21 protein-coding genes are annotated in these 26,581 nt (G+C 41.0%); 3 read left to right on the top strand and 18 right to left on the bottom strand.

Annotated elements, in window-relative coordinates:
• Positions 1–15: 15 nt before the first annotated feature.
• The 6 genes from rpoD to A0128_RS09600 all read right to left on the bottom strand — a co-directional run bounded on the left by rpoD (position 16) and on the right by A0128_RS09600 (position 5,292).
• Positions 16–1,773 carry an RNA polymerase sigma factor RpoD gene (rpoD, locus tag A0128_RS09625; protein ID WP_069609227.1) on the bottom strand — a complete coding sequence of 586 codons (1,758 nt, stop codon included), beginning with the start codon at positions 1,771–1,773 and terminating at the stop codon, positions 16–18.
• Between the two features lie 19 nt (positions 1,774–1,792).
• On the bottom strand, positions 1,793–3,592 hold the full coding sequence (gene dnaG / locus A0128_RS09620; protein WP_069607311.1) for a DNA primase: 1,800 nt from the start codon (positions 3,590–3,592) through the stop codon (positions 1,793–1,795).
• Between the two features lie 11 nt (positions 3,593–3,603).
• Positions 3,604–4,050: a GatB/YqeY domain-containing protein gene (locus tag A0128_RS09615; protein ID WP_069607310.1), complete on the bottom strand. Its 447-nt coding sequence runs from the start codon at positions 4,048–4,050 to the stop codon at positions 3,604–3,606.
• 61 nt (positions 4,051–4,111) lie between these two features.
• Entirely contained in the window at positions 4,112–4,321 is a 210-nt protein-coding gene (rpsU, locus tag A0128_RS09610) for a 30S ribosomal protein S21 (protein WP_000232823.1), read from the bottom strand.
• 193 nt (positions 4,322–4,514) lie between these two features.
• Positions 4,515–4,727, bottom strand: a complete 213-nt coding sequence (locus tag A0128_RS09605; RefSeq protein WP_069607309.1) for a hypothetical protein — start codon at positions 4,725–4,727, stop codon at positions 4,515–4,517.
• A gap of 121 nt (positions 4,728–4,848) precedes the next feature.
• Entirely contained in the window at positions 4,849–5,292 is a 444-nt protein-coding gene (locus A0128_RS09600; RefSeq protein WP_069609226.1) for a hypothetical protein, read from the bottom strand.
• Between the two features lie 319 nt (positions 5,293–5,611).
• Here A0128_RS09600 and fbp point away from each other — a divergent pair, with 319 nt between their 5' ends.
• On the top strand, positions 5,612–6,640 hold the full coding sequence (gene fbp / locus A0128_RS09590) for a class 1 fructose-bisphosphatase (RefSeq protein ID WP_069607307.1): 1,029 nt from the start codon (positions 5,612–5,614) through the stop codon (positions 6,638–6,640).
• 152 nt (positions 6,641–6,792) lie between these two features.
• On the opposite strand, the gene lvrB is transcribed toward fbp, so the two are convergent.
• Both lvrB and lvrA read right to left on the bottom strand, forming a co-directional pair.
• Complete coding sequence (lvrB, locus tag A0128_RS09585; RefSeq protein WP_069607306.1) at positions 6,793–7,941, bottom strand: hybrid histidine kinase/response regulator LvrB; 1,149 nt, start codon at positions 7,939–7,941, stop codon at positions 6,793–6,795.
• Positions 7,942–8,024: 83 nt separating this feature from the next.
• On the bottom strand, positions 8,025–10,505 hold the full coding sequence (lvrA, locus tag A0128_RS09580) for a hybrid histidine kinase/response regulator LvrA (protein WP_427854338.1): 2,481 nt from the start codon (positions 10,503–10,505) through the stop codon (positions 8,025–8,027).
• A 359-nt stretch (positions 10,506–10,864) separates the two neighbouring features.
• Between lvrA and A0128_RS09575 the strand changes: the two genes are divergently transcribed.
• Together A0128_RS09575 and A0128_RS09570 are read left to right on the top strand one after the other, a co-directional pair.
• Positions 10,865–11,065, top strand: a complete 201-nt coding sequence (locus A0128_RS09575) for a YgaP family membrane protein (protein ID WP_069607304.1) — start codon at positions 10,865–10,867, stop codon at positions 11,063–11,065.
• Between the two features lie 7 nt (positions 11,066–11,072).
• Complete coding sequence (locus A0128_RS09570) at positions 11,073–11,630, top strand: HdeD family acid-resistance protein (RefSeq protein WP_069607303.1); 558 nt, start codon at positions 11,073–11,075, stop codon at positions 11,628–11,630.
• Positions 11,631–11,633: 3 nt separating this feature from the next.
• Here A0128_RS09570 and A0128_RS09565 read toward each other — a convergent pair whose 3' ends face one another.
• The 10 genes from A0128_RS09565 to mgtE all read right to left on the bottom strand — a co-directional run bounded on the left by A0128_RS09565 (position 11,634) and on the right by mgtE (position 26,433).
• Complete coding sequence (locus A0128_RS09565) at positions 11,634–11,816, bottom strand: hypothetical protein (RefSeq protein ID WP_245667218.1); 183 nt, start codon at positions 11,814–11,816, stop codon at positions 11,634–11,636.
• Positions 11,817–11,832: 16 nt separating this feature from the next.
• Positions 11,833–12,117, bottom strand: a complete 285-nt coding sequence (locus tag A0128_RS09560; protein ID WP_069607301.1) for a sensor histidine kinase — start codon at positions 12,115–12,117, stop codon at positions 11,833–11,835.
• Positions 12,118–12,475: 358 nt separating this feature from the next.
• Positions 12,476–13,594 carry a sensor histidine kinase gene (locus A0128_RS09555; RefSeq protein WP_069607300.1) on the bottom strand — a complete coding sequence of 373 codons (1,119 nt, stop codon included), beginning with the start codon at positions 13,592–13,594 and terminating at the stop codon, positions 12,476–12,478.
• Between the two features lie 12 nt (positions 13,595–13,606).
• Positions 13,607–17,236, bottom strand: a complete 3,630-nt coding sequence (locus A0128_RS09550) for a response regulator (protein ID WP_069607299.1) — start codon at positions 17,234–17,236, stop codon at positions 13,607–13,609.
• A gap of 11 nt (positions 17,237–17,247) precedes the next feature.
• Positions 17,248–17,814 carry a chemotaxis protein CheB gene (locus tag A0128_RS09545; RefSeq protein WP_069607298.1) on the bottom strand — a complete coding sequence of 189 codons (567 nt, stop codon included), beginning with the start codon at positions 17,812–17,814 and terminating at the stop codon, positions 17,248–17,250.
• 18 nt (positions 17,815–17,832) lie between these two features.
• Positions 17,833–18,657 carry a CheR family methyltransferase gene (locus A0128_RS09540; RefSeq protein WP_069607297.1) on the bottom strand — a complete coding sequence of 275 codons (825 nt, stop codon included), beginning with the start codon at positions 18,655–18,657 and terminating at the stop codon, positions 17,833–17,835.
• Positions 18,658–19,141: 484 nt separating this feature from the next.
• Positions 19,142–21,169, bottom strand: coding sequence for a tRNA guanosine(34) transglycosylase Tgt (tgt, locus tag A0128_RS09535; protein ID WP_069607296.1), 2,028 nt, complete (start codon positions 21,167–21,169; stop codon positions 19,142–19,144).
• A gap of 137 nt (positions 21,170–21,306) precedes the next feature.
• A complete protein-coding gene (locus A0128_RS09530) occupies positions 21,307–23,382 on the bottom strand; it encodes an ATP-binding response regulator (protein ID WP_069607295.1) in 2,076 nt (691 codons plus the stop codon).
• Positions 23,383–24,293: 911 nt separating this feature from the next.
• Positions 24,294–24,950 (bottom strand): LA_2219 family laminin/E-cadherin/plasminogen-binding protein, encoded by a 657-nt coding sequence (locus A0128_RS09520; RefSeq protein ID WP_069607293.1) that lies wholly within the window; start codon positions 24,948–24,950, stop codon positions 24,294–24,296.
• Between the two features lie 91 nt (positions 24,951–25,041).
• Positions 25,042–26,433 (bottom strand): magnesium transporter, encoded by a 1,392-nt coding sequence (gene mgtE, locus A0128_RS09515; RefSeq protein WP_069609225.1) that lies wholly within the window; start codon positions 26,431–26,433, stop codon positions 25,042–25,044.
• Between the last annotated feature and the right edge of the window lie 148 nt (positions 26,434–26,581).

Raw genomic sequence — 26,581 nt, 5'->3', positions numbered from 1 at the left:
GGAACTCCTACAAAATCAACCGTCAATATAATCCTTGAGTTTCTTGGAACGAGACGGGTGTCTGAGCCTTCGAAGCGCCTTCGCCTCGATCTGACGAATCCTTTCTCTCGTCACCTTGAACTGATATCCGACCTCTTCCAAAGTCTGAGGATAACCGTCGTCCAGACCAAAACGCATCCGGATCACCTTCTGTTCACGTGCAGGCAGCGTATGAAGTACTTGTCGAATCTGTTCCGCGAGAATGCTGGAAGCCGCCGCGTTCACAGGAGTTTCGACTTCAGTGTCCGGAATAAAATCTCCAAGTTCCGAATCTTCTTCCGAGCCGACAGGAATTTCGAGAGAGATTGGTTCTCTCGCAACGTTCTTCACCATCTTGACTTTTTGAACCGGCCATCCGAGTCTTTCCGCGATCTCTTCGTTGCTCGGATCTCTTCCGAATTCCTGAACAAAAAGTCTAGTCTCTCTGATTACCTTATTGACCTGTTCTATCATGTGAACCGGCACACGGATCGTTCTTGCCTGATCCGAGATCGCTCTCGTGATCGCCTGACGTATCCACCAAGTAGCGTAAGTGGAGAATTTATAACCTTTCTTGTATTCGAACTTATCGACCGCTTTGATGAGACCGATATTCCCTTCTTGGATTAAATCAAAGAAGTGCATCCCGCGATTGGCATAACGTTTCGCGATCGAAACCACGAGTCTAAGATTTGCTTTTACGAGTTCTTTCTTAGCTTGAGAGATTTCCCTCTCACCCTTGATGATCTTCTCGCCCCAGTCCTTGATTTCTTGAACCGTAGAACCGGCTTCCTGTTCCATACGGCGGAGTTTTCTTTCGTTGTTACGAATATCTTTTATAACTTCGCGAACTTCGTCGATATTCACTCCCATCTTGACTTCGATGTCGTCTAACTTCTCGTTCTTTTCGATAAATCTGTTAAACGCCTTGATGTCTCTTACGTCTTGACCGTATTGAGCTTTGATTTTTAAGAAATGACGATCGATCTCCTTGATTCTGAAAACCATGGACTTGATCTTCTGGGAGATTTTCTGAATCTCTTTCTGAGAAACTCCGAGTTCCCGGATCGCATTGTGAATGACGTCTGTGGATGCGTCGATCTTCTCTTTGAATTCTTTGAACTTCTTGGAAGTCTCGGAATACTTTCTAATCTTAGAAACGGCTTCTTGTAAAACCTTCTCTTGCTCTTGTATAACGAGGATATTTTTAAAGAATAATTCTTCTAATTTGTGAGCTTCTTCCGCGTTGAGCGCATACATCTTATCCACACGAATCAGATCGTAGACTTTGATCTTCTTGCTTCGAATCTTTGGAAGAAGTTTTATATAGTTCGCTCTGAGAATGGAAGAACTCAAGATCGTTTCTTCGATGATCTTCTCGCCCTTCTCGATTCTTTTTGCGAGAAAAACTTCGGTTTCACCGGAGATTAAACTTACCTTTCCGATTTCTCTTAAGTACAATTTGATCGGGTCTTCGGAACCGCTCGCAGACGCGGAGGATTCTTTTTTCTTTCTCGCCGGTTTGGAATCGTCTTTGGGAACAAGTGTGGAAGCAGGCTCCAGAGTATTTCTGGTATATTCTTCCACGATTTCGATTCCCATCTCGTGTAAGAGGGTAAAGAAATCGTCGATCTTCTCTGAGTTCAGAATTTTGTCGGGAAGAATCTCGTTGATATCATCATACGAAACTTCTCCGTTTGCCTTTCCAAGAGATATTATCTTCTGAACCTCAGGCATGCTTTGCAGATTTTCCATCATTTCAAATTCCCTCTATTTATGTGGTAGCTGATTGACTCCGGATATGCTCCAGAATCTTTTCTTTTTCTTTACGATAAAAACTGAGTTCAGTAAAGATCTCGGGTGTAAAAAAACGTTCTCTCTTTAGATCGAGTTCTCGAATTCGTTCTTCGATTCTAAACTTCTTCTGTTGCAAAAGCAGAATTCTAAATACTTTCTGCAACTCTCCCGGTTCTATCTTTTCAAAATCCTCTTCCAAAAGATAAGGAGCCAGGGCTTGTTTAAGATCCTCGGGAATTTCAGATGCTAAGATCTGAACCGGGGAAATTTCCCCTTCTCCCGTGTAGATCGTATACAAATAATCCCAAAGAAACGAGCTCGCGGTATCCATAAATTCCATAGAAGAAATTTCTTCCGAATAGGAAAATAAACCCGTATGTTTTACGAGCATGGAGATGATCTTTCTTTCACAATCCAGAGCCGGACCCGTGAGAGTCTGCGTTTCTTTTACGTTAGATCTATTATCGGCATTGGCAGGTCCATTCTTAGCACCGGACCCGCCTTTAAAATCTCGAAGAACCGCGTCCATGCTGATTCCGAGCTTATTGGCTCCGAGTCCAAGGAAGAACTGTTTGTCAGTTTCCCGATTTAGATTCTGAATAAAAGAATATAGATTTTGAAGGGCTTTTCTCTTTTTCTCCGGAAGCGCGCGAGAATCCGCTTTATCCAACAATTCTTCCACAACGAACTCGGAACCCTGAACTCGTTGGGAAAGGAGTTCGGTCAATTCCTGTCGATTTAAGGATTTGGCCAAATCAAACGGGTCTTTTCCTTCGGGAAGCATCACGATGGAACATTCCATTCCTTCTTTTAGACAAATTTCAGCGGCGTGAAGAGCCCCCTTTCTTCCGGCTACATCGCCGTCCAAAACCAAAACGACTCTTTCCGCAAACTTCTTCAAAGTGCGGATATGATTTTCCGTAATTGCGGTTCCCATGGAGGCGATGACGTTTTCAAAATCTCTTCTCGTCAGCCCGATCACATCCAGATATCCTTCCACGAGCATTGCTTCCCCGGTTTTACGAACCCCTTCTCTGGCGCGAAAGAAATTGTAGAAGGTCCTACTTTTATCAAAGACAACCGAAGCCTGGCTGTTGATATATTTGGCTTCCTTTCCGGGACCTAAGATTCTTCCGGAAAACGCGATCACCCTTCCGGAAAGATCCAACACGGGAAACATGATTCGATCCCGAAAAAAGTCATAGGGACGTCCGTTCCCGGCTTCTTTTTCTCGGAGAAGTCCGAGCTGGATCGCACCTGCTATTTCATCCTTGGTTTTAAGAACTTCTTTAGCCAAGGTATCAAACCCTTCGGGTGCATAACCCAAACCAAAGAGGCGGATTTCGGAATCTTCGATTTCTCTCGATTTCAAATAGTCCAGGGCGTTCTTTCCAACGGGTGTATGTAAAAGATGTTGATAATACTCGGAGACCTTTTGATTGATTTTATAAAGAAAATCGGAAACTTCAGCGAGTTTGGAATTTTTCTCTTCTAAGGGAATTCCGGAATATTCCGAAAGGATTTCGAGACCTCTTGTAAAATCCACTCTCTCGTAATCCATTACGAAGCGGATGAGATCTCCGGAGGCCTTACAGCCGAAACAATAGTAGAATTGTTTTTCCGCAGAAACGTTAAACGAAGGAGACTTTTCTTGGTGAAACGGACAGAGTCCTATGAAATTCTTCCCTCTTTTTTTAAGAGGTACAAAACGAGATATATAAGATTCGATGGGGACTTCCCGGTGAATTCGATCGATGAAATCCTTTTTGTTAGACAAAGGGAGCCCACTCAGGAAAGCCTGGATTTAACAATTGCCGAAACTTTGGTACCGTCTATGCTCTTTCCTTTGAATGCGGCCATCACACGACCCATTACCTTTCCCATATCCTTTGCGGTTGGTTGTAATTCCGCAAAAATTTGGTCGATTGTTGCAATCATTTCAGACTCTGGAAGTTCCGGAGGAAGGTATTCCTTCAATACGGTAGCTTCTCCTTCTTCTTGAGCTAAAAGATCCTTTCTCCCCGCTTTTTCATACATTCCGATCGCATCCAGTCGCTTTGCATAGGCCTTCTTGATGACGGTAATGACTTGCTCGTCCGAAAGCTCTTTAGCTCCGGTTTTTGTGAGCTCGTACTGTATGTCGGATTTCAAAAGACGAAGCGTAGAAAGATGAGGTTCCTTCTTCGCTTTCATCGCCTCTTTCAGATCGTCATTGATTTTTATCTGCAGGGACATAGGTTTTATGATTCTTTAAAGAGAGGAATCTTGTGGATTCCGGTTTCAACAAAGCCTAAACTTAGGCTTTGTCTTTTTTAGAGAAAAGGCGTTTTTTCTTCTCAGCTTTTCTTTTCGCGGATTCGATCGCTTTTTTCTTTTTGATACTTGGTTTTTCGAAGTATTCTCTGCGTTTGATTTCGCTCATGATTCCAGCGTTTGCGCAGTCGCGTTTGAAACGTTTCAGAGCCGATTCAATCGATTCTCCGTCTTTAACAATGATTCCTACCATTCGATTTTTTGATTCCTTCGTTTTAATAGATGTCCCGAAAACGAAACATTCGGTGACAAAATTGCATGCAAAAATGACTACCAATTTCCGGAAGAAATGGATAGACCAGATTTACATTACCGGAAAAAGGGGGTATTATGTCAAGGGTTTTCCGACAAAATCTCAGAATCCAGTCGGGATTCTCCAGAAACTTTTAGGCTGCAAAGAATTCGGCTCTCTGAATTTCAGAGATTTCGATCTGGGCTACGATTCCAGTTTTCCCGTTTTTGATCACCACGTCCCCGTTTAATCTTCTGTTTTTATCAAGTTCGATCACGGTTCCGTTTTTTAAATGGAGAATGATATCGATTCCTCTGTAGTCAATGTATCGCGCCAAGGTGCTCTTGAACTTTTCTGCTTGATCCATACGTTCCTCCGAAGCTTTGAAGCCTCGTGAAAAGTTACGGTACAATCCACTATTCCCTGAAGAACTTTTTAAAAAAGGCAAACTTTGTACATCGGAATCGGAAACGAAGGCTTAACAGGCGTCATGTACTTTTTGAAGAAACGAGAAGTTCTCTCCAGATCGGTTCCAAACTTTCCAATGGAGAATTCAGTTCCATAAACTGGATTTCATAGTCTATAATGAGATGGTTTACTTGAAACACGACCTCGTCAAAACGAGCTTGTACGATTTCAATTTTACAATCGGGGGAAAGTGTCAGAATGGATCTTGTATTGAGCACATAGAGCTTGTCATAAGGTCTGAGGTGAGCTTGTATGATCGCCTTGAGCTCTTTCATGATCTCTCCGGATCTTTGTTCTCCTAAGAGTTTGAAATACGAATAGAGGTCTTGGAAGCGAAAATGAGTAATCACAATCTCGCTACTCAAAGAGTTTCGAATATCCCTCAAAATTTGATCTGAGAATTCTTCGAAGAGATCTTCCGAAATTTTATACTTATGAGTGATCGGTTTGATTGTAGATTCCACGAGCCTTTCCTCTTTTCTTAAATATCGGATTGGATCCTTACGAAAACGCAAGATTCTTCCCTTCCTTTTCTAATTTTTCAAAGAAGAATTCCGAGCCTATTTCAAAACCGGAAAAAGACTTTGTAGAATCTCCCACAAAGTCTTTCAGTTTACTCTCTTTCGCCTTTCGGGAAATTGATCCGTCGATCAGTAAAAACGGAGGAGTTCCCACAAATTCAGATTTTGGGACGAAGTTCTCGGCCTTTTTTGAGAAGAGCTTTTCGCTTGAATTCGCAGGCACTCAGAAAACTCTGTTGGAATCATTTTCCTAGAGGAATTTATGTCTGTCCATCCTACACAAACATTGAGTCTTTCCCAGTATTTAATCGAGGAACAGCTCAAGTTACCCCAGGCGACCGGGGATTTTACGGCTCTGATGAGCCATTTGGTTTATGCGGCTAAGATCGTATCCAGAGAGGTTCGTAAAGCCGGGCTTTTAGAAAACATTCTCGGTTCTACGGACGTTGTCAATGTACAAGGTGAAACCCAGATGAAGCTGGATGAGTATGCGGATAAAGTATTCAATCACACCTTGACTCGTTGTGGTCACCTTTGTATCCTCGGAAGCGAAGAACACGAAGAAACCGTGCCCGTTCCGAACGGTTACAAGATCGGAAAGTATACGATCGCGATCGATCCTCTGGACGGCTCTTCCAATATCGACGCTAACGTTTCCATCGGAACGATCTTCTCGGTTCATTTGAGAAAGACTCCGGGCGGAACGCCTGGAACGTTAGACGATCTTTTGCAACAAGGCGTTAAACAAAGAGCCGCCGGTTATGTGTTATACGGATCCTCTACGATGCTCGTTCTTTGCACCGGCAAGGGAGTTTCCGGTTTTACTTTGGATCCTTCCTGTGGAGAATTTATTCTTTCTCATCCGGATATGCAGATGCCGGAGACAGGCGGAATCTATTCCATCAACGAAGGAAATTACAACTACTGGTCCGATGAAGTCAAAAACTACATCCGTGATATCAAATCGATCGAAGGCGGAAAAAAACCTCAATCGGGAAGGTATATCGGCTCCTTGGTCGCCGACTTTCATAGAAACCTTTTGAAGGGTGGAATCTTTCTTTATCCGAATGATACAAAGTCGACCAAATATCCGAATGGAAAGTTACGACTTCTCTACGAAGCGGCTCCGATGGCATTTATCGCCGAACAAGCCGGTGGAGTCGCGGTGACGGTCTACGGAGAAAGAATTTTGGATCTCACTCCGGAAGAATTGCACCAACGTACGACTCTGATCGTCGGAAGCAAAAAAGAAGTAGAACACTTTTTGAAGTTCGCTCCTAAAAAACCTTAAAGAAGAGATCAAAGGCCTTCGGTTTTTAAAATTCCGTAGGCCTTTTGATTTTCTCTCATTTCGCGAGTTTGCATTGTATTACCGATTTGGTTCGCTGGTTTCCACCTCATCCATTCCATATTAAAAAGCGATTCTTCCATTTTTATTTAAGTTTAGTTCAAGGGAGTTTTCGAAAGTGGAATATTCAAATAAAAGCATGTATTCTCACCCGGAGCGCTCTTAAAAGACAAAGAGCCTCCGTGTTCCTCTGCAATTCCTAAACTTACGGATAAACCAAGTCCGGTTCCTTTGTCCGCCGACTTTGTGGTAAAAAATGTTTTAAAGACCGAAGCCTGGATTTCTGCGGGAATTCCGATTCCGAAATCTTCCACTTCAAACTGTGCGAACATGTTTCCCTGAATCTCCTGTAGAAAGACCGAAATTCGGATTCGTTTTCTTTCATCATATTCCGGAAATCTTTGATTGAGACTGTCCACGGAATTGTTGATGAGGTTGAGCAAGATTTGAAGAATCTGACCCAATCTGCAAAGGATGATGTTTCCCTGTTCTATGTTCTCCCAACGAACGTCGATCTTGTTCATTTTAAAGATCTGCTGGGAGATCGATTGAATTTTGATGAGAATCTCGGAAACATCCACCGGATAAAAGTTTCCCTTCTCCTCTCGAGAAAAACGCAAAAGATCCTTCATGATCGTAGAAATTCTCGCGCTTTCATCTCGAATTTTAGTCGCGAGCTTTTTTATCTTCTCGCGATCCAAGTCTTCTTTTGCGATCAAAGCCGCGTATTCGGCGATCGCAAACAAAGGATTGTTGATCTCGTGAGCAAGAGTTCCAGCCATCAGTCCCATGGCTTCCAATTTTTGACTCTGCCTCAACTGCTCTTCCAGTTCGTATTTTTCTTTTTCGGCCTTTCTTCTGAGTTCATGGTCTTCGAGTTCATGAAGCGCCCTTTGTACGGCGGGCAACAATTTTTCAATTCTATCCTTGAGAACGTAATCGGTTGCCCCCATCGTAAGAGTTTGAATCGCGGCTTCTTCTCCATAAGTTCCGGATACAAAGATAAAGGGAGTTTCGGGGCACATTTTTTTTGCGGCCATTAACGCGGAGAAGCCGTCGTATTTTGGAAGACTAAAATCGGAAAGAATCAGGTGAGGTTTATCCTGTAAGATCGCGTTAGAAAATCCCTCGGAATCACTTACGTGAATCGGTTCATAATCGATCTTTGCCTTTCTCAATTGTCTTTGAATCAGCTCCAAATCCAAAAGAGAATCTTCTAAAAAAAGAAACCTCCACTTTATCATCCTATTCTCTCCTTGTTCTTTATTTTTAATTCTATATATTGTTTTAATATATTAGAATATACAATTGTCTGCAACTATCACTTTTAAATTTTAGGAAGTGTAAATGAAAACATGGCGCCCTTGCCCGCTTCTCCCTCGGCAAAAACATGGCCTCCGTGACGTTGAACGATTCTTGCCACGATCGCGAGGCCCACTCCTGTGCCTTCGAATTCTTCCTGTAAGTGAAGTCTTTGGAACACCTTGAAGAGCCGATCGGCATAACGTTTATCAAACCCGACTCCGTTGTCTTTTACGAAATAGGTGTTCAATTCTTCTCCTTCCGTGCTCCCGATTTCGATCTCAGGTTTTTCACGTGTGGAAGAATATTTAATCGAGTTCGAAATCAAATTTACCCAAACCTGCTTTAGGGCGGCGCCGTCACCGATTGCATTCGGAAGTTTTCCGATCCGTATGGAACTATGATTTTCGCTTGGACGTTCTTGCTGGAGCATGACGACAATGTCTCGGACGAGAGCTTCCATATCCACGGCGCGTGTCGCCAGTTCGACTTTGCTAACCTTGTGAAAATCGAGAAGATTCTGTATCAGATTGTTCATCAGAACCACGTTCTTTTGTATGATCAGAACGACTTTCATTGCTTCGGGATCTAAGGTTTCCCCGAAATCCTCCATCAATATATTCACAAATCCTTCTATTCCACGAATGGGAGCCCTTAAATCGTGAGAAACTGAATAACTAAACGCTTCCATTTCTTGGTTGGTGGTTTCGAGCGACTCGATCGTTTTTTTCAGTTTGATAAAATTTCGAACTCGGACCAAAAGTTCTTCCGGAGTAAACGGTTTGATCAGATAATCCTGCGCCCCTTCTTCCAAAAGTTTGATACGATCGTCCTGATCCGCTTTCGCGCTCAAAAAGATGATGGAAGTTAAAGAAAGTTCCGGACGATTGCGTATCTCTCGAACCATCTTGTCTCCGCTCATAACTGGCATCATGATATCGGTTACGATGATATCCGGTTTTTCCTGTATCGCTTTTTCCAATCCTTCTTTTCCGTTGGTCGCAACTAATACCTGAAACTCGTGTGAAAGAGAATCGAAGATATAACGCCTCATTTCCGGATTATCTTCTACGATCAAGATTCGACGTTTTAAGGAAGAAGTGTGGTTGGATTCTTCCAAAGTTAGATTGATCTTTCTCTGATCGTTCAAGCCGCTGATCAGCGCGGGTGTTAGATCTTCGCGTTCGAAAGAATGTTTGTCTTCCACGGTGGTTTTTGTTTTGATCGGAAGCCGGATCTGAAAGGAAGCTCCTCCCAGGGAAGACGTTTCCACTTGAGCGCTTCCAAGATGAAGATTTGAAAATTCACGAACGATCGCGAGCCCCAAACCAGTGCCGCCAAAGAAGCGAGAATCTCCTTCGTCTCCTTGTCTGAATTTTTCGAAGATCAAATCTCTCAAAGGTTCCGGAACTCCGGGACCGTCGTCTTCCACTTCGATCAGAGCCATTGTCGGATCGCTACTGAGTTTACAACGAATCTTGCCGTTGTCGGGCGCAAATTTAAAAGCGTTTGAGATCAGATTTAATACGATCCGTTCCACTTTTGCCTCGTCCACCGCAACGATACAAGTTTCCGGGACGATCGTCAAAAATTCTATATTTCTTTCCTTTGCTACGGAATCAAAGTGAGCTGTGATATTGGAAATGATTTTAGAAAGATTTACATTCGAATAATTTAATGTCATTTTTCCGGCTTCGAGCTTGGAAAAGTCGAGGAGGTCGTTGACGTGTTTTAATAAAGTATAAGAATTTCTTTCTATCGTTTCTAAAAGGTTTCTTTGTTCGGGAGAAACGGTTTCTTGTTTTAATAAGGTTCGAGTCGGTCCAAGAATGAGAGTGAGAGGAGTTCTGAGTTCGTGACTTACGTTTGCAAAAAATTGAGTTTTTAACTGATCGAGTTCGATTAACTTTTGATAAACCTGTTGCAGTTCCTCTTCTCTTCGCACTAGGTCCTCGTTGAGAACGGTAAGCTTTTTATTGGAAGTTTGAATTTCCTGCGCCCTCTGAAAGATTTCGTTTTCCATCGAAGCGGTCAGACTTCTTAATTCTTCGGTGATTTTATTCTGTTCGTTTCCGAGATTCTTCAATCGAACGAATTCTGTTACGTCTTCGACTCGGTGAATGATATAAATAACTTCTCCTTTGGAATTTAGAACCGGAGAGTTGATCGGACTCCAATATTTTTCTTCAAAACCTCCACCTTCCGATTCGGGACGTTTTACGTCGTATTTTTGAACCGCCATTGCGTTTGCGATCTTGTCTTTGATCACGCTCAGGATCGAATCTCTGAGATTACTCACCCCTGTGGCGTTCGGGTCCGAAGGATTGTCCGGAAACACTTCGAAAAGACCACGACCAAGAATCTCGTGTCTTTTGGTATTGGTGGCTTGTAAGTAAGAATCGCTGACGGCGGTGATTTGGAAATTCGGAAGTAGAATGAGATAAAGCCCGGGCAGGGACTCGAAAATAAGGCGGTAGTCGTTGGATTCTAACTCAGTCACGTTCATTATAAAATCCGAATTGGGCTTGAGATAATCTTAAAATCGTCTATTCACTATACTTCACTTGCGGCAGAGAAAGAAACTATCAAATTATAAGTCGGCTTTCAATAATTTTTCAACTAATCCCTTGATTTAGATGATTTTTTTTGAATTTTACCACACTTTTGAGAAATGATTTTGAGGGTTTGTTTAGGTAAGGATGCCAAAGAGAAAGAAAGTCATGCTCTCACTGAGTATATATGTTCTACAAAGTCCTGTCTTGACAAATATCATCGTCCCAAAGGCTTCTGATTCACAAATTCAGATTTCATTTTTCCTAATTTTGTTTCAAAATAGAGATAACAAAATCGTAGGAGACTTAAAAGATGAAAACGAACGAAGGTAATATAGATCGAATTCTTAGAATTGTCGTAGGTTTGGGATTGGTAGTTCTCGGGTTTATGACGCAAGGTTTGCTCGGAACTGGGATATCTTTGGTGGGTTTGATTCCGATCGGAACCGGTGTTGTCGGTTGGTGCCCGGTCTACTCTCTTTTGGGAATCAGCACTTGCGCGGTAAAAAAATAATCCACAGATGAGTATTTTCAAAGACACAAAACATTGGTGGCTGCATATCCTCGTAGGACTGATCTGGATTGCAACCGGAGCTTTTACGGTTTTTTTTCCACAGCAGAGTTATCTTGGACTGGCACTTTTATTTTCCGTGATCCTTGCGGTTACGGGAGTGGCCCAGATTCTTTTTGCTTTTTATAATCGTAAAAGTCCAGGAATCTTAGGTTGGAATCTCATATTAGGAATTGTTGATTTAGTTGTGGGATCCATTTTAGTCTTACATCCGGAAATCACAGTGGTCACTCTTCCGTTTATCTTTGGTTTTTTGCTGATCTTCCGAGCCTCTTCTCTCATTTCTTTTTCCATGGAAATTCGAGTCTACAAGTCTTATCCTTGGGGTTGGACCTTGACTTTGGGAATCGCAACCTTACTCTTCGCGATCGGAATTCTATTCTTCCCTATCATTGGAATCTTTACGATTCTAATTTGGACTGGAACCGGTTTTCTGATTTCAGGAATCGGAAACGTCTACTTGGGTTGGAAAGAATGGGAAGAAGAAAGACTTCTTTCTAAAAAATAATTCTCAATCGGAATCCTTAGTTACGGCGCCTCTTCTCCGGCCTAAGGATTCTTTTAGACTTAAAAAATCCGAAAGTACAAAGATGATGGTGATAAAGGAAAAAATCGCCTCAAAGAGCACAATGATCGCCGCCTCCGTACTTTCCGGAATGATCTTGATGATCCCTATGTTTGTAATGATCATCAAACTGAAATAAAAGAGTTTAAACGCCTGAGAGAAAACGGTGGCCCACCAGAATCCATACGGAATTTCCGTTCGGATTCAGAGAACATTGAATCCTGCCTAAATCCGGAGTGGATTTAAACGCGTTTGAAATCAAATTGAGAATTGCAAGTTCTATCTTTGCAACGTCGATTTGCTTCTTGCAGGTTTCGGGAGTATTCAGTTCAAATTGGATGTTTCGTTCCTTTGCGACGGAATCAAAGTGAGCTGCGATATTCTGAACCACATTGGCAAGATTTGCCGATGTGATAGATAGGTCGGGCAATAGGATAAAGATACAATCCAAGCAGGGACTCGAATATGAGTCTATAATCGTTAGATTCTAAATTGAATCCGATTCATGACACAACAGTAAATAAGTTATTGATACATTATTAGCTAAATCTAAAACACAGAAGAGAAATATACCAAAGTTCAGTATGAATATCACTTATTTTTTGAAACATTCTTCAAATTCAATTAAATCCTTCTAATTATATTTTATACAATTATAAAGAGTGCTTAATTTTGTTTTGAAAAATTGTTTTAATTAGAATGTTTTTAGAGTATAAACGACTTTATTCGGAACGAAAAAATTCTTCTTGAAAAATCTGTAAATTCGATACGAACAAGTGTTATCTATATCAATTTGCAGGTAAAGAAAGAAGAAAAGTTGCCCCTTTGTCCACTGCTCCTTCCGCCCAAACGTGACCTCCGTGGCGCGAAATTACTCTTTGGACGATCGCCAAACCGATTCCTATACCTTCAAACTCGGTTCCGTCATGAAGACGTTGAAAGACCCCGAAAAGTTTATTATGATATTCCATATTAAAACCGACCCCGTTGTCTTGAACCGAGTAGACAATGGAATTATCTTGAGTATGACTTTCAATTTTAATAATAGGATTTTCTTTTTTCGCGGAGTATTTGATCGCATTCGAGATAAGGTTTACAAAAACCTGTTTTAACAATACCAAATCTCCCATGACTGGATGTAAGTCTTGAATTTCCAAGTGTAAATTCTTGGATAATGTATCATGCGGAAATTCTTCGATTACTTTCTTGATCAACAAATTCATATCGATCGTTTTCTTGCTGATTTCCTTTTTTCCCAAGCGAGAAAGTGTAAGAAGACTGTCGATCAGATCGTTCATTCTCATCGCGTTACTGGTAATCACATCCAGCAATCGATTCCCTTCCTCGTCAAATTTTTGAGCGTAATCCTCTTTGAGAATTTTAGAATATCCGTCAATAGCGCGTAACGGAGACTTTAGATCGTGCGAGACGGAGTAACAAAAGGAATCAAGCTCCGCATTGATATATTCAAGTTCTAAGTTTTTCTTTTGAAGATCTTTGTTCAAATTGAAAAGTGCAATTTCTTGAATGTGTTTATCAATGAAGAACTTCACTTTATTGATCAATATTTCCGGTTGAAAGGGTTTAGTGATAAAGCTAAATGCCCCCTTTTCATAACCCTTGAAGACGTTTAGATTGTCTGTATATACGGCGGATATAAATATAAAAGGAAGACGGGCGGTTTTTTCCTCCTCTCTGAGAATTCCGGCCAATTCATAACCATCCATTTCAGGCATTTGGATATCCAATAAAGCCAGAGCAAAATCATTGTGTATTGTGGCTTTTAATGCTTCGTTACCGCTCAATGCTTTTATAAGATCGATGTCCAGATCCTTTAATACGACTTCTAAAGCGATTAGATTTTCCGGTTTATCGTCTACGATTAATATTTTCGGTTTTAAATCCATCTTCTTTATTTTTTAGGCCCCGAGCCAAACCCGCATTAAGGAAAGCAATCGTTCCACATCGACCGGCTTTGCTATATAATCGTTGGCTCCCGCATCGATACATTTTTGTTTGTCGTCTTTCATCGCCTTCGCGGTCAGAGCGATGACGGGAAGATTTTTATATTTTATGTTCGATCTGATTCTTCTCATCGCTTCATATCCGTCCATTTCCGGCATCATAATATCCATCAAAACGATATCGATATCACCTATGTTTTCCAATATGTCCAGGGCTCGTTTGCCATTTTCTGCTTTTACTACGTTCATTCCTCTATCTTTGAGTATTTTAGATAATGCGAATACGTTTCTCATATCATCGTCTACCAAAAGTATTTTTTTCAATTGGAAAACGGCCTCTTTATCATACAATTTATGAATGATCCCTTGTTTTGATTCGGGTAAGTCCTTGATCGTTCTGTGGAGAAAAAGAGCGGTTTCATCCAGTAGACGCTCCTCTGATTTTACTCCTTTGATGATAATGCTCTCCGCGTATTTTTGAAGTTCGTCGTTTTCCTCCCTTGTAAGTTCCCGTCCGGTATAAATGATAATCGGAGGGATCTGTTGTTCTATTTTTTCAAGTTCATAGATTAAATCAAATCCACTCATATCCGGGAGTCCGATATCCAAAACAATACAGTCTACGTAATTCTCCTTACAAACGGTTAAAGCTTCTTGTCCGCTGCCGGCCTCTAAACATTTTACATCTCCGTTTCCTATCAGCTTTCTGATCGCGATTCTTGCGTTCGGATCGTCTTCGATGATTAAAAGATTTTTCATCTTTCGATCGATGAAGTTTTCGATTCTGCCAAACGCTTGATTCAGTTGTTCTTTGTTGACGGGCTTTCTAAGATAGGATACTGCTCCCTCTTTGATCGGCTGTAACGAATGTTCTTCCGCGGAAATAATGTGCACGGGGATATGTCTAACGGAAGGATCCGCTTTTAATTCGTTTAACACGTTATGACCGTTCGTTCCGGGTAAAGCGAAGTCTAAAATGATAGCGTGAGGTTTGTATTTCCTAGCCAAAACCAAACCGTCTTCCCCCGTGGAAGCGGATAGACACTTAAATCCTTTTACTTTGGCTTGTTTGATCAATATCGAAGCGAACTTTAAGTCGTCTTCGATGATCAAGACGGTCTTGTCTCCGTTTTCAATCTGAGTTCTATCGTCTTCGGCGGCTGGGAAATCTAAAAATTTATTTGGATTTTCTACGGTGTGCGGAATGGATTCTTGAATCCTGACCTTGTCACGTTCGTTCTGAGATTCCTCCTCCAAGACAAGCGGAATGATCAGAGAAAAGGACGATCCTTCGTTGATTTTACTTTTAAGAACGATCTCTCCTCCCAATAACTTAGCCAATTCTTTTGAAATGGACAATCCTAAACCGGTTCCTCCGTATTTTCTCGATGTGCTTCCGTCCGCTTGCTGAAACGCCTCAAATATCGAATTTTGATTTTCTTCAAGAATTCCGATCCCGGTATCGACTACTGAGAGGATCGCATTGTCTTTTCCGTGCAATCGGATATTTAAATCAACCTTTCCTTGTTGAGTAAACTTGATCGCGTTCGATAATAGATTCTTCAATATCTGATTCAAACGTTGTGAGTCGGTTCGAATATACTCGGGCATATCACTGTCAATCGTAGCCGTGAGCTGAAGATTTTTCTGTTCTGCCTGACGTCCGAAATCGCGCAGGAGATCGCCTGCAAATTCTTTTAAAGAAACCCGTTCGATATTGATGCGCATCTTTCCTGATTCTATCTTTGATAAGTCGAGTACGTCATTGATAAGAATTAGAAGATCTTGCCCGCTTTTATAGATGATATTGGCACTTTCTATCTGATCTGCGTTTAGATTCTTTTTTTTATTATCCGATAAATCCTTGGATAAGATCAATAAACTGTTTAACGGAGTACGCAGCTCATGAGACATGTTGGCTAAAAATTCTGATTTATATTTACTGCTAATCTCCAGCTGTTTTGTTTTTTGCTCTATATCATAACTTGCAAACTCGACTTCCTTATTTTTTGCCTCCAAAGATCTCGCTTGTTCTTCCAGTTCTTCGTTTGTCATGCGCAGCTCTTCCTGCTGCTGTTTTAAATACTGTGTCTGTTCCTCCAATTCCTCGTTCATCTGTCTCAGTTCTTCTTGTTGTGACTGCAGCTCTTCGCTCTGGACCTGCGTTTCTTCCAGGAGGTCCTGTATTTTCTTTCTAGAGAGTGCGGAGTTCACACAAATCGCGATACTTTCCGTGGAAGAATTTAAAAATTGTATCTCGGTTTGAGTGAATGGAACTAATTTCCCAATTTCAAATACGCCGAGAGTTTCCCCTTCGAATGAAAAAGGAACGATCAGCAGATGTTTCGGTTTTGATTCCAAGACGGAAGAGACGACTCGAATATCCTGCTCGGGAATATCGTTGATAGAAATGAGTTTTTGATCGTAAGCTGCCTGACCAATCAAACCTTCGTTTAGAGCAAATCTATCAATTCCATGATTTGTCGAAGAAAAAGCGTATTTACCGCTCAATCGTAAGGAATTATCCAGATCGTTATACAGATAAATTGCTCCTATATTTGCGTTTAAATAATCACATAGGAATGTGATTATACTTTCCGACAATTCGGCGTAGTTCTGTTCTCCTCGAAGTTTTTCGTTGAGTCTATTTTGACCCGTAACGAGCCAATTGTATTTTTCATTTTCTTCGGTCGACATCCTAAGGGAGTTTGTCATCCGTTTCAGAGCCGTTCCTAAAATATCTTTTTCCGATCTCGGAATCAGATCGATCGTATAATTTCCTGCGGCCACGCTGTTTGCATTCTCGGTTACTTCACGGAAACTTTCGTTGATGCTGATCAAAGAATTGAATATAGGATTGAGTTCGTCGTCCGTTTTGTCCTCTAATCTCTCTGCGGTCAATTCTCTGCTGGCTATTTTTTCGGCTTCGATCGCAATGAAAGAAATCCGACGCGTGATGCTGTATAAGATCCAGTAAAAAATAAATAAGGATGCGACTAAGCTCGAAGCCATCAATGCGATCAACAAGGATAGAGCTAAATTATAATCTCTGTCATTCTTGAGCTTATCCGCCTCCATTTTTGCTTCATTTCTTGCGTTTAACTGAACGAAACGTTTGAAGTTTTCATCGCGCATTTTCAGTCCTTTTTTTATGGATATCTCAAACGCTTTTTCAGTCTGTCCGTTTAACGAATACACAACGAGTTGATCCAGATCTTTTCTAAAATCGACCCAGGCAAATTTGATTTCATTCAAAATAATCCTTTCCCCCTCTTCCAGTAAAGGTTCCAGATCGGCTATTTTTTTATCGGCGGCATCGGCGGCAGCGTATATTCTTTCTTTATAATAGACTCTTCTCGAATGATTTTTTTCCAGAATGATGTTTTTTTCCTGACGAGTCGATTCCAGAATAAAAACCAAAATTTCGTTGGATAAGTTGATTCTTTTAGATGAGACATCTACGAGATTCAACAAACGCTTATTGGATTCTGCGAGTTTATCGATTGCAAATAGGGACGCGACAATAAGCGTAAGCAATATAACCGAAAATCCGAATAACAGTTTGGTTTTGATTTTTAGTTCCATAACATTCTAACTCAATTATCCTTATCGAATGTATTCAACAGTTCGGCGATTTTTTCCAACGGAAGAACGTAATCGACCGGCATCAATGAAATCGCCGCCTCGGGCATGTATCGCGATTCTGAAAAATTAGGATCTTGAACGATTGTAGTTCCTCCCAACTCTTTGATTCTTTTCAATCCGATCGCACCATCCGAATTGGCGCCGGTGAAAATAATTCCGACTATTTTTTCCCGATACGCATCAGCGGCAGATTCAAAAAGAACATCGATGGAGGGTCTTGCAAAATTGACTCTTGTATCGATCGTCAGAGAAAATGTTTTATCCGTTTCTATCAACAAATGATAATTAGGCGGAGCTACATAAACGTTTCCTTTTTGGATCGTTTCTTTTTCATCGGCCTCTTTTATGTTGAGACCGGTAACGTGAAGTGATCGAATCCATTGTCCGTCCGAACGAGGTGAAACGTGTTGTACTAAAATGATAGGAATGGCAAAATCGGCCGATAGCAGCGTTAAAACCGTTTTGATTGCATTCAATCCCCCCGAAGACGCTCCCATTACGATCACCTCATATTTCATTGATTCGAACAAACCTACTCAATACTTCTTTTTAAATATTCTTTGTTTCTTATCCAGCTCATCGTACTTATTTTTTAAATCCGTAAAATACAATCCTTCCTTTGATCCAAGACAAAGAATACCTCCGTTTACCAAACTTTTATAAAAAAGCAGATGTATGTTTTCTTGAAGATTTTTTTTAAAATAGATCAACACATTTCGACAGAAGATCACATGAACCTCCGCAAAAACGTTGTCGGTCACCATATTGTGATTGGCCCAGACTATATTCTTTTTTAAGGATTGGTCCATGATAAACATGTTATAGTTCGAAGTATAATAATCGGAAAAGGACTCCGTGCCACCCGACATTTGATAGTTAGTCGTATAATCCTTGATTAGATCGTTTTGAAACACTCCGGCCTTTGCCTTATCTAAAACCTTTTGATTGAAATCGGTTGCGTAAATCATGGAACGTTCATAAAGACCTTCCTCTCTTAGAAGAATGGCCATCGAATACGCCTCTTCTCCCGAAGAACATCCCGCGTGCCAGATTTTTATAAAGGGATACGTTTTTAAAATCGGTATCACGTTCTCCCTTAACGATTTATAGAACTCGGGATCACGGAACATTTCGGTGACCGTAATTGACAAATCCTGCAATAATGCATATGCGAATTGTTCGCTGTGTAAAATTTGAAACTGCATTTCGGATATCGTTTTCAATCCGGAAATCGCCAGTCGACTCGTTATTCGCCGTTTGATATGCGCTTCCGAGTATTGTCGAAAATCGTAACCGTATTTTTGATAGATTGCCTCCAACAAGAGATTGATTTCGATTTCTGAAATATTTGCATTTGTCATTATCTTATTGCATAAGAATATTCTACTATTGCCCAAAAATATTCGATTTTAGAGTGTGATGAATTATAGGTGAACCGATTTCAATATCAACTAATTATTTCTTAAATATGTAATAATTCCATTAAACCCTAATTATCCGTGTCAAACTCTCTTTATGTTTAAGAATTGTGAATCCCTGATTCGGATCTAATGCTGAAAAAACGATTGAAAGAAGATTTTAGAAAAATCGAAGTATTTGAATTTGTGATCGGAATCGTGAAGCAGGAATTTATGTATACTACACATTCGTAATAAATTAAAATATGCTTATGAATGAGATTGGTTTAAAAAAAAGTGGAACCGACTCGGACAAGCTAGTTTTAAAACGGCTTCGGCCCGCAACGTAGAATCAGAGAGTTTTGGATTACCTTTTAGAATGATTCAAAATGAAAGTTTTATACAATCGAAAGCGAATTTTGCAACCATTCTCGAAAAACGAATGAGGCTAAATTTGAAATTGGGAATGAGAAAGAATCGACTCTTCCCAGATTTTATTTTCTTCCTCGTTCCATTCGATTCGATAACGAGCGTGACTTCGTTCCCTTCTTCCCAACCATTCCGCGCCGAGAAGTTGTGAAAACTCATCCGGGTTCTGGGGGCGTTTTGTATAAGCAACCGTGGTTTCGGATTTCGGTCCGGTTCCTTTTCCCCTTCCAACCCAAAAGCCTGCGTAAAGAAGAGAAGAACGAACCGCGGTAGAGGCCGAATACGTGACGAGCATCGTATTCTTAGAATCGTTTTGAAAAAATGTAAAGAGTTCTTTGAGGAATTCCGGTTCCCAGAGTTTAGAATCCGTTTTAAAAGAGAATGGATCATAGAAGATCAGATCCGGTGTTTGCTCTTCGCGAAACGTTTCCGCAAAGTCTCCCAGCACCAAGTTCCATGTAAGTCCTCCGAAAGGAGAAGTCCAATTTCCTTTGTCCAAAATGGATCTTGGAGCTTTGTGAAAAAGATGGGGAAAACATCCGATGTTTCTCATCGCGAGACGAAACGGATCCAGATCACATTCAAAACTAATCATATTCATCGGAACGGGAGAATCGACTTCTTCGTAACACTGAATCGCCGCCATGGAATTGGTAGCCGCGCCAAGACCCACGTCCCAGATCACAAAGGGTCGAGAGTTTTTAGACAAGGAACTATCGACTGAAAGTTTTTCTGAAAGTTTGGATTGAACGATATAAAGGGACTTTGCTTCTTGGGAAGGATTGTTTACCGAATGCATCGTTTCGCCGGAACTTCTCTGACGAACGCTCCAATACTTTCCTTCTTTGTTTTCTCGAATCTCATAGTCTCCGAGAATTCTTTTTCTCTGTGCTTTCGGAGTTCTTTTTTTGTGTAAGGAAGGATCTACGTTGTCGCTTCGAGTCAGTTCTTCCTTTTTTTGGGAATAGTAAGAAGCAAAATTTCCTTCAAAGATACGAGCGCGCATCTCGGCCATAAGACGGTGATAAAAATTCAGATTGTGCATCGCGATCAGATGCCATCCCAAAATTTCACTCGTCTTGATAAGATGATGGAGATAAGAACGAGAATAGTTCTGACAACAAGGGCATTCACAGTTTTCATCGAGTTTAGATTCTTCAAACTTATAAATGGTTCTATGGAGTTGTAATTTTCCGGCGCTCGTGTAAGCGACTCCGTGTTGAGCGAGTTCGGTCGGAATCGTACAATCAAACATATCCACTCCGCGGTGAACCGCCTCCAAAAGATCGATAGGAGTTCCAACTCCCATCAAATAACGCGGAAGATGTTTGGGAAGCAAGGAAGCCGAGAGTTCGCAGAAATCGTTTCTTTCTTCTTTGGTTTCTCCCACCGCCAAGCCGCCGATCGCAAATCCGTCAAAGGACATCTGAGTCAGAGCCTTTGCGCTTTCTTTTCTGAGATCCGGAAAACAAGCCCCTTGTACGATTCCAAACATAGATTGGGAAGAATCCCCTCTCGCGTCCAGACTTCGTTTCGCCCATCGATGTGTGATCTCCATCGCGTCTTTTGCTTTCGCATAATCGGCGGTAGACGGAATACACTGATCCAAAACCATCATGATATCGGAGCCGATCGCTCTTTGCATATCGATGCTCAGTTCCGGAGAAAGAAGAATCATCTTTCCATCCACGTAACTTCGAAAAAGAGCTCCCTCTTCGGTCATCTTTCGAGAATTCGGAAGACTGAAGATTTGAAACCCACCCGAGTCGGTAAGCACGGGAAAATCCCAGTTCATAAACTTATGAATTCCACCCATCTTGCGAAAAACTTCCGCACCGGGTCTTAAAAGAAGATGATATGTATTCGCCAATAGAACGCGGGAGCCCATCGCCTTTAGAGAATCGACCGTCTGAGCTCTTACGGTGGCTTGGGTTCCAACCGGCATAAAGATAGGAGTTTGAACTTTCCCGTGCAATGTAGTAAACGTTGCTGCGCGAGCATTGGAATGAGGAGCTTCGGCTTCGAGGAGGAAGTTTAATCGAGACATGTTGAGCGGAATTCTTTACCTTTTAGCGCGAGTCTAAATGTATTTTAGATCATCGTTTATGGGCGGTCCGAAGAGGAAAGGAGTTTACGGTCATAGAAACAAAAGGATCAGAATTTTTTCTTTTGCGGTTTGGGACGTTAAACTGCCTTTATCAATTGGTCGATCGCTTCCAAAAGTTCGCTTGGCCGAAAGGGTTTTTGTACGTATCGAATCTGATCCTTCCAATCATACAAACTTTGCTTTACATCGGAACTGATATAACCGCTCGCAACGATAATTTTCATTTCGGGCTTTAATGCAAAAATCCTTATACAGACTTCGTCTCCGTTTATGATCGGAATATCCAAATCGGATATAACTAAGAATATTTCGTCCTTATGTTGTTCAAATTTGCTCAGAGCTTCTCTCCCATTCTCCGTCGAGATCACATTGTAACCGACCTCAGTGAGAACCTCTTTCGTGAACTCCCGAATAAATTCCTCATCTTCCACTAAAAGAATCGTTCCGGCTCTTTTTTTAACCAGATAACTGCTCTCTTCTTTATCGGAATTCTTAGATTTAGAAACGTTTGTTTCACTCGGAAAATAAACCGTGCAGGTCGTTCCAGTTCCAACCTTACTTCGAAAATCGATAAACCCATGATGATTTTCAACGATTCCATAAACGACCGAAAGTCCCAAGCCCGTTCCTTTTTCTTCTCCTTTTGTCGTGAAAAACGGTTCGAAAACTCTTTGTATCGTTTCTTCGGTCATACCGGCGCCGGTATCGCTAACGCGTATTCTAATATAAGAATGTTCGGTGGCATTCGGAAAAATTTGAAGAACTATCTCCTTCGCTACTTCCTTTGTGGAAATCGTAATTGCTCCTATTCTCTGAATTTCCTGGATGGAATCCTTTGCATTGATGCAAAGATTTAATAACAACTGATGAATTTGTCCTGCGTCCGCGGAAATGTAAGATATATCCGAATCCAGATCGGATTTGATGACGATCGTCTTTGGAAACGTATCTTGGAGCAGGTTTTCGATCTCCCTTACGATGTCGTTTAACATTACAGACCGATAGATCATCTCCGTCTTACGAGCGAAGGTGAGCAGTTGTCTTACTATGGATGCCCCTCGTTCGGAAGCGTTTTGAATGATTTGAATACTATGTAAAAGTTTGGTCTTATCCGAACTTTTGGATTCAAGAAGACCGGTATGTCCCAGGATGATTGTAAGAATATTATTAAAATCGTGTGCGATGCTACTTGCAAGAGTTCCGAGGCTTTCCAATTTTTGAGATTGTCTCAATTGTTTTTCGAGGGATTTTTGATTTGTCTGATCTACATAGACCCCGCAAAGAGCAATCGGCTCGTTATCGACGATAAACGGATACATATGAAACAGGATTTCGACTAAACTTTTATCTTTTCTCATTCTCACGATTTGTATAGGAAGAATGGATCCAAGAATCGCTTGTTCCAAAAGTTCTTTGGATTCGTTTGATTTTCCATTCGGAGAGATAAAATCACTCAGGTTATTTCCGATCAAATCCTCCGCCGAATATTGAAAAATTTCAGTAAACATACGGTTTGCGGCGATGACAGAATTATCCGTGTGGACCATCACGAGTCCAATCGGAGACGATTCGAATAACATTCTAAAAAACACCGACTGCCGTTTGCCGTCCTCTTCCGCCTTTTTCCTTTCACCGATCTCATGCGTCAGGAGATTGTTCTTTTCGATCAGCATCGCGTTCTGGTCTTCGAATTTATTAACGATACTTTGGCTATATTCTCTGAGAATCGATTCCGTCGATTGAATCAACGGAGTAAGAATTCTGTGCTGCGTATCCTTCGCGATACCCTGGATCACTTCCAGCATGGCAGTTAAGGATGTTGGTTTTCTAAAAAATGCGTCCGCGCCGAGCTTGAGCGCAAACTGTTCCTCACTTTTTAAAGTCATCGTTGCGGTATAAAAAATGAATACAACGGAATCCAAGGCCTTGTCCGCCCTTACCTTGGCACAAAACTCGTATCCGTGCATGTTCGGCATCAGAATATCCGATATAATCACTTCTACTTTCCTTTTTTCTAATACTTCCAAAGCTTCCATTCCGTCGGATGCTTCGAAAACTATGTAACCGAAGGATTCAAGTTGTACTTTTAGCAACTTGAGATTCGTTTTTTGATCGTCGACAATGAGGATATTTTGAATTCTATATGGCTCCATGGAACATTCACTCAATGGAAGCAACTCGATAAAATAATAAGGGATTGTATTCTATAATAGTAAGTTTGTTATTCATTTTGTAGTTTTAAAAGAGAAGATTGTTTTTAAATAATTTTTTTGTAGTAGTTTCAAAAGTAAGAATATAATAAATCTATTTAGAATCTAAAATGAAAGGCCTTATTATACAAAAATGGAGCATATGAACGGATTCAGACGTGATAGTACTAATATCAACACGCATGAACCTTCTATCCTATCAATATAAGGCTAAATAAATTTTAAACAAGGCTTTAATATTTAGAATGTAGAAAACGAAATCTAATTAGTTTATTATAAACAATTTATATATCAAAAGCAGATTAAGATTATGGCGTTGCCTTCGCCTTAACTAGGATAAATCTTTCTATCCCGGATCAGGATGGATCAAAATGGAAGACAAACTCTATTTCATTCAGGAAATTTATGAATGTCTCTCTATTTAAGTTTTATTATCAATTTTGATTCGATTACAATTGATTCCGTTTTTAAAGTCTTGGCGTAAAAGGAAAAAAGGAGTTAAAAATCGATCCAAATCATCGATTTCGAAGGGTTTGATCGCGGAATGCAAATACGATAAAACCTTTCCCGGATTCTTTACAAAACTCAAAACAAGTTTTTTAAACTGGAAAAACGATTTTTCCGTAATATAGATTCAAATTTTAGAATTCAAGTTCATTAGAAGTTACTTAAAGGATCCAAAAGGTTTAGTCGGATCGATTTGTGAGTAGAAGCCCACTTTAGAAATTTATAAACTCGAGTTTCGATTTGACAAAATAGGAGCTGGAAAACGGAGAATAAATAAAAAAGGGCTCGAAATGTTTTCGAGCCCTTTTTTTCGAATGCAAATGGATTGAAATTTCGTTTTCGAAAATTTACTTCCTTCGAATCACTTCTTTTTTCAATTCTTCCTTCACAACATCCCGATTGCTTCCCACTTTGTTTTTGAGTTCGAGAGTATAATGGATTTGGAATTTAGTAACCACAGGTTTTTCTTCCGAATGCTCCATGGACCAGCGCGTTACGTCGTTTTGTACGATTTTTGCTAAGTCGTTGATTCTGGGAACCCTCGTATTAAAACGAATCGTTTCAAAAGCTCCCGTATTTCCGTTTAATACAACGATGATGATTCCGTCGTCGATAAAGTTGATCTTATTGTAACGAACCAATTCTTCGCTGATGAGAGCGTCTCCGCCCTTATCCACTTTTCTTTTGATGTATTTGGAGCCTCGAAGTTGTCGGAGTTGATACCCGTCGCTCGAAATATGAACTCGAAAGTATTCCAGTGGATCCTTGGAAGGTTTGAGAAACGCGGGATGATCTCCCGTGTTTAGAGAGACTTCCTTGCCCTCTTCGTCCAAAACGATTTCGTTTTCTCCCGCGGGATTGGCGACCGGTTCGGTTTTCACTGTTTCACCCTCGGGGGTTTTCGTATTGCCCGCGGAACAAGAAAGGATTCCAAGTCCGCCCCAAGTGATCCCGACGATTAAAAGGATTTTTGTAAATGTAAACTTTGACTTCATACCCGACATCGATTTTTATTCTCCGAAACTAAATTCTATTCTAAGATAACTCATTTCCATTTTTGTTTTTCCATTCGTCCTTCCGTTCTTTCGAAGTCCATTATAATAAATGAATAAAGATCGTAGCCAATCCTAAAAAGCAAAAGAATCCAAAAACATCCGTAAAGGTCGTCACAAAGATCGAAGACGCAATCGCCGGATCGATTCCTACCACTCGAAGGAGCAATGGAATCGAAGTTCCGATGACAGCGGCGATCAAAAGGTTCGCTTGCAATGCCATAAACATGACCGCGGACAACGCAAAATTTCCGGTAAAAAGATATACGATCACTCCGGCGGTGATCCCGACCATAAAGCCGTTAAAAAGTCCGACCAAACCCTCTTTTCGAATTGCCGCCTTCCAGTTTTCAGTAGTCAAATCTCCCGTCGCTAAATTTCGAACGATGAGAGTGATCGACTGAGTTCCTGCATTTCCACCCATTCCGGCTACGATCGGCATAAGAGAAGCGAGTAATACGTATTTTTCAATCGTATCTCCAAAAAAGGAAACTACGGATGCGGCCAAGGAGGCAGTTCCGAGATTGATCATAAGCCAGACCATTCTTCGCCTAACAGAGGTTAAAACGGAAGAAGTCAGTTTCTCCTCTTCGGAAACCCCACCCAAACGAAGGATGTCTTCCGAAGCCTCTTCGTGAACGATGTCCAAAATGTCGTCCACGGTGATTCTTCCCAAAATTCTTCCAAGATCGTCCACGACCGCTGCGGAAACCAAATCATATTTTCTGAAAATTTTCGCGACTTCTTCCTGATCCGTATCGTAGTGAAGAGAAGTAAAACCGGTTTTCATCAAACGGCTTACCTTTGTGTTGAGAGGAGCTAAAAATAAATTCTTTAGTTTTACGTAACCTTTGAGAACGTTATTCTCATCGGTGAGATAGAGATGATAGATATCGTCTGTGTCTCTTGCGATCTTTCTGAGTTTGATGATCGCCTTTCGAACCGTATCGGTTTCCACGGCGGAAGCGAATACAGTGTTCATCAGACGTCCGGCTGTGTATTCCCGAAACGTAAGCTGTTTTCGAACCTGAGAAGAATCTTCTTGGTCGATGGAATTGAGAATTTCTTCCGCCTTGTCCTTGGGAAATTCGGAGATCAAACTCGAGAGTTCGTCAGTTTCCAAATTTTCAAGAATCGGAGATATCTCCTTCATCTGAAAACGAGAGATCAGGTCCGCCTGAAATTCTTCGTCAAACTCGACTAGGATCGAACTCTGGAGTTCGGAATCGCAATGTTTGAAAACGTAGAAAGCCTCGTCTTCTTCCAACTTCTCCAAAACTTCCGCGATGTCCGCCGGGTGATTGAGAGTAAGAAAACGATCTAAAAATGAGACGTTCGCGGCTTTGATTTTTTCTTGGAAGAATTCGATCCATTCCAAAGAAGAAGGATTCGCTTTTTCCGAGAATAGACTCTGACCGACTCCTTTTTCTTCCATAAAATTCTCCCCGAGAAATGGTTTCAGAGAACAGAATTGAAAACTTTCCAGACCGATCAATGAATTTCCATCCTGCCGTCAAAAAAGGAGTTTTTCATTTGACCCGATCGTAAACTGTTCAATCCTAGAAACACAGGGTGTATATTCA

It is taken from the genome of Leptospira tipperaryensis, assembly GCF_001729245.1.
GTDB classification, from domain to species: domain Bacteria; phylum Spirochaetota; class Leptospiria; order Leptospirales; family Leptospiraceae; genus Leptospira; species Leptospira tipperaryensis.
The sequence above is the reverse complement of the archived record's forward strand: the minus strand, read 5'-3'. Positions and strand labels throughout refer to the sequence as shown.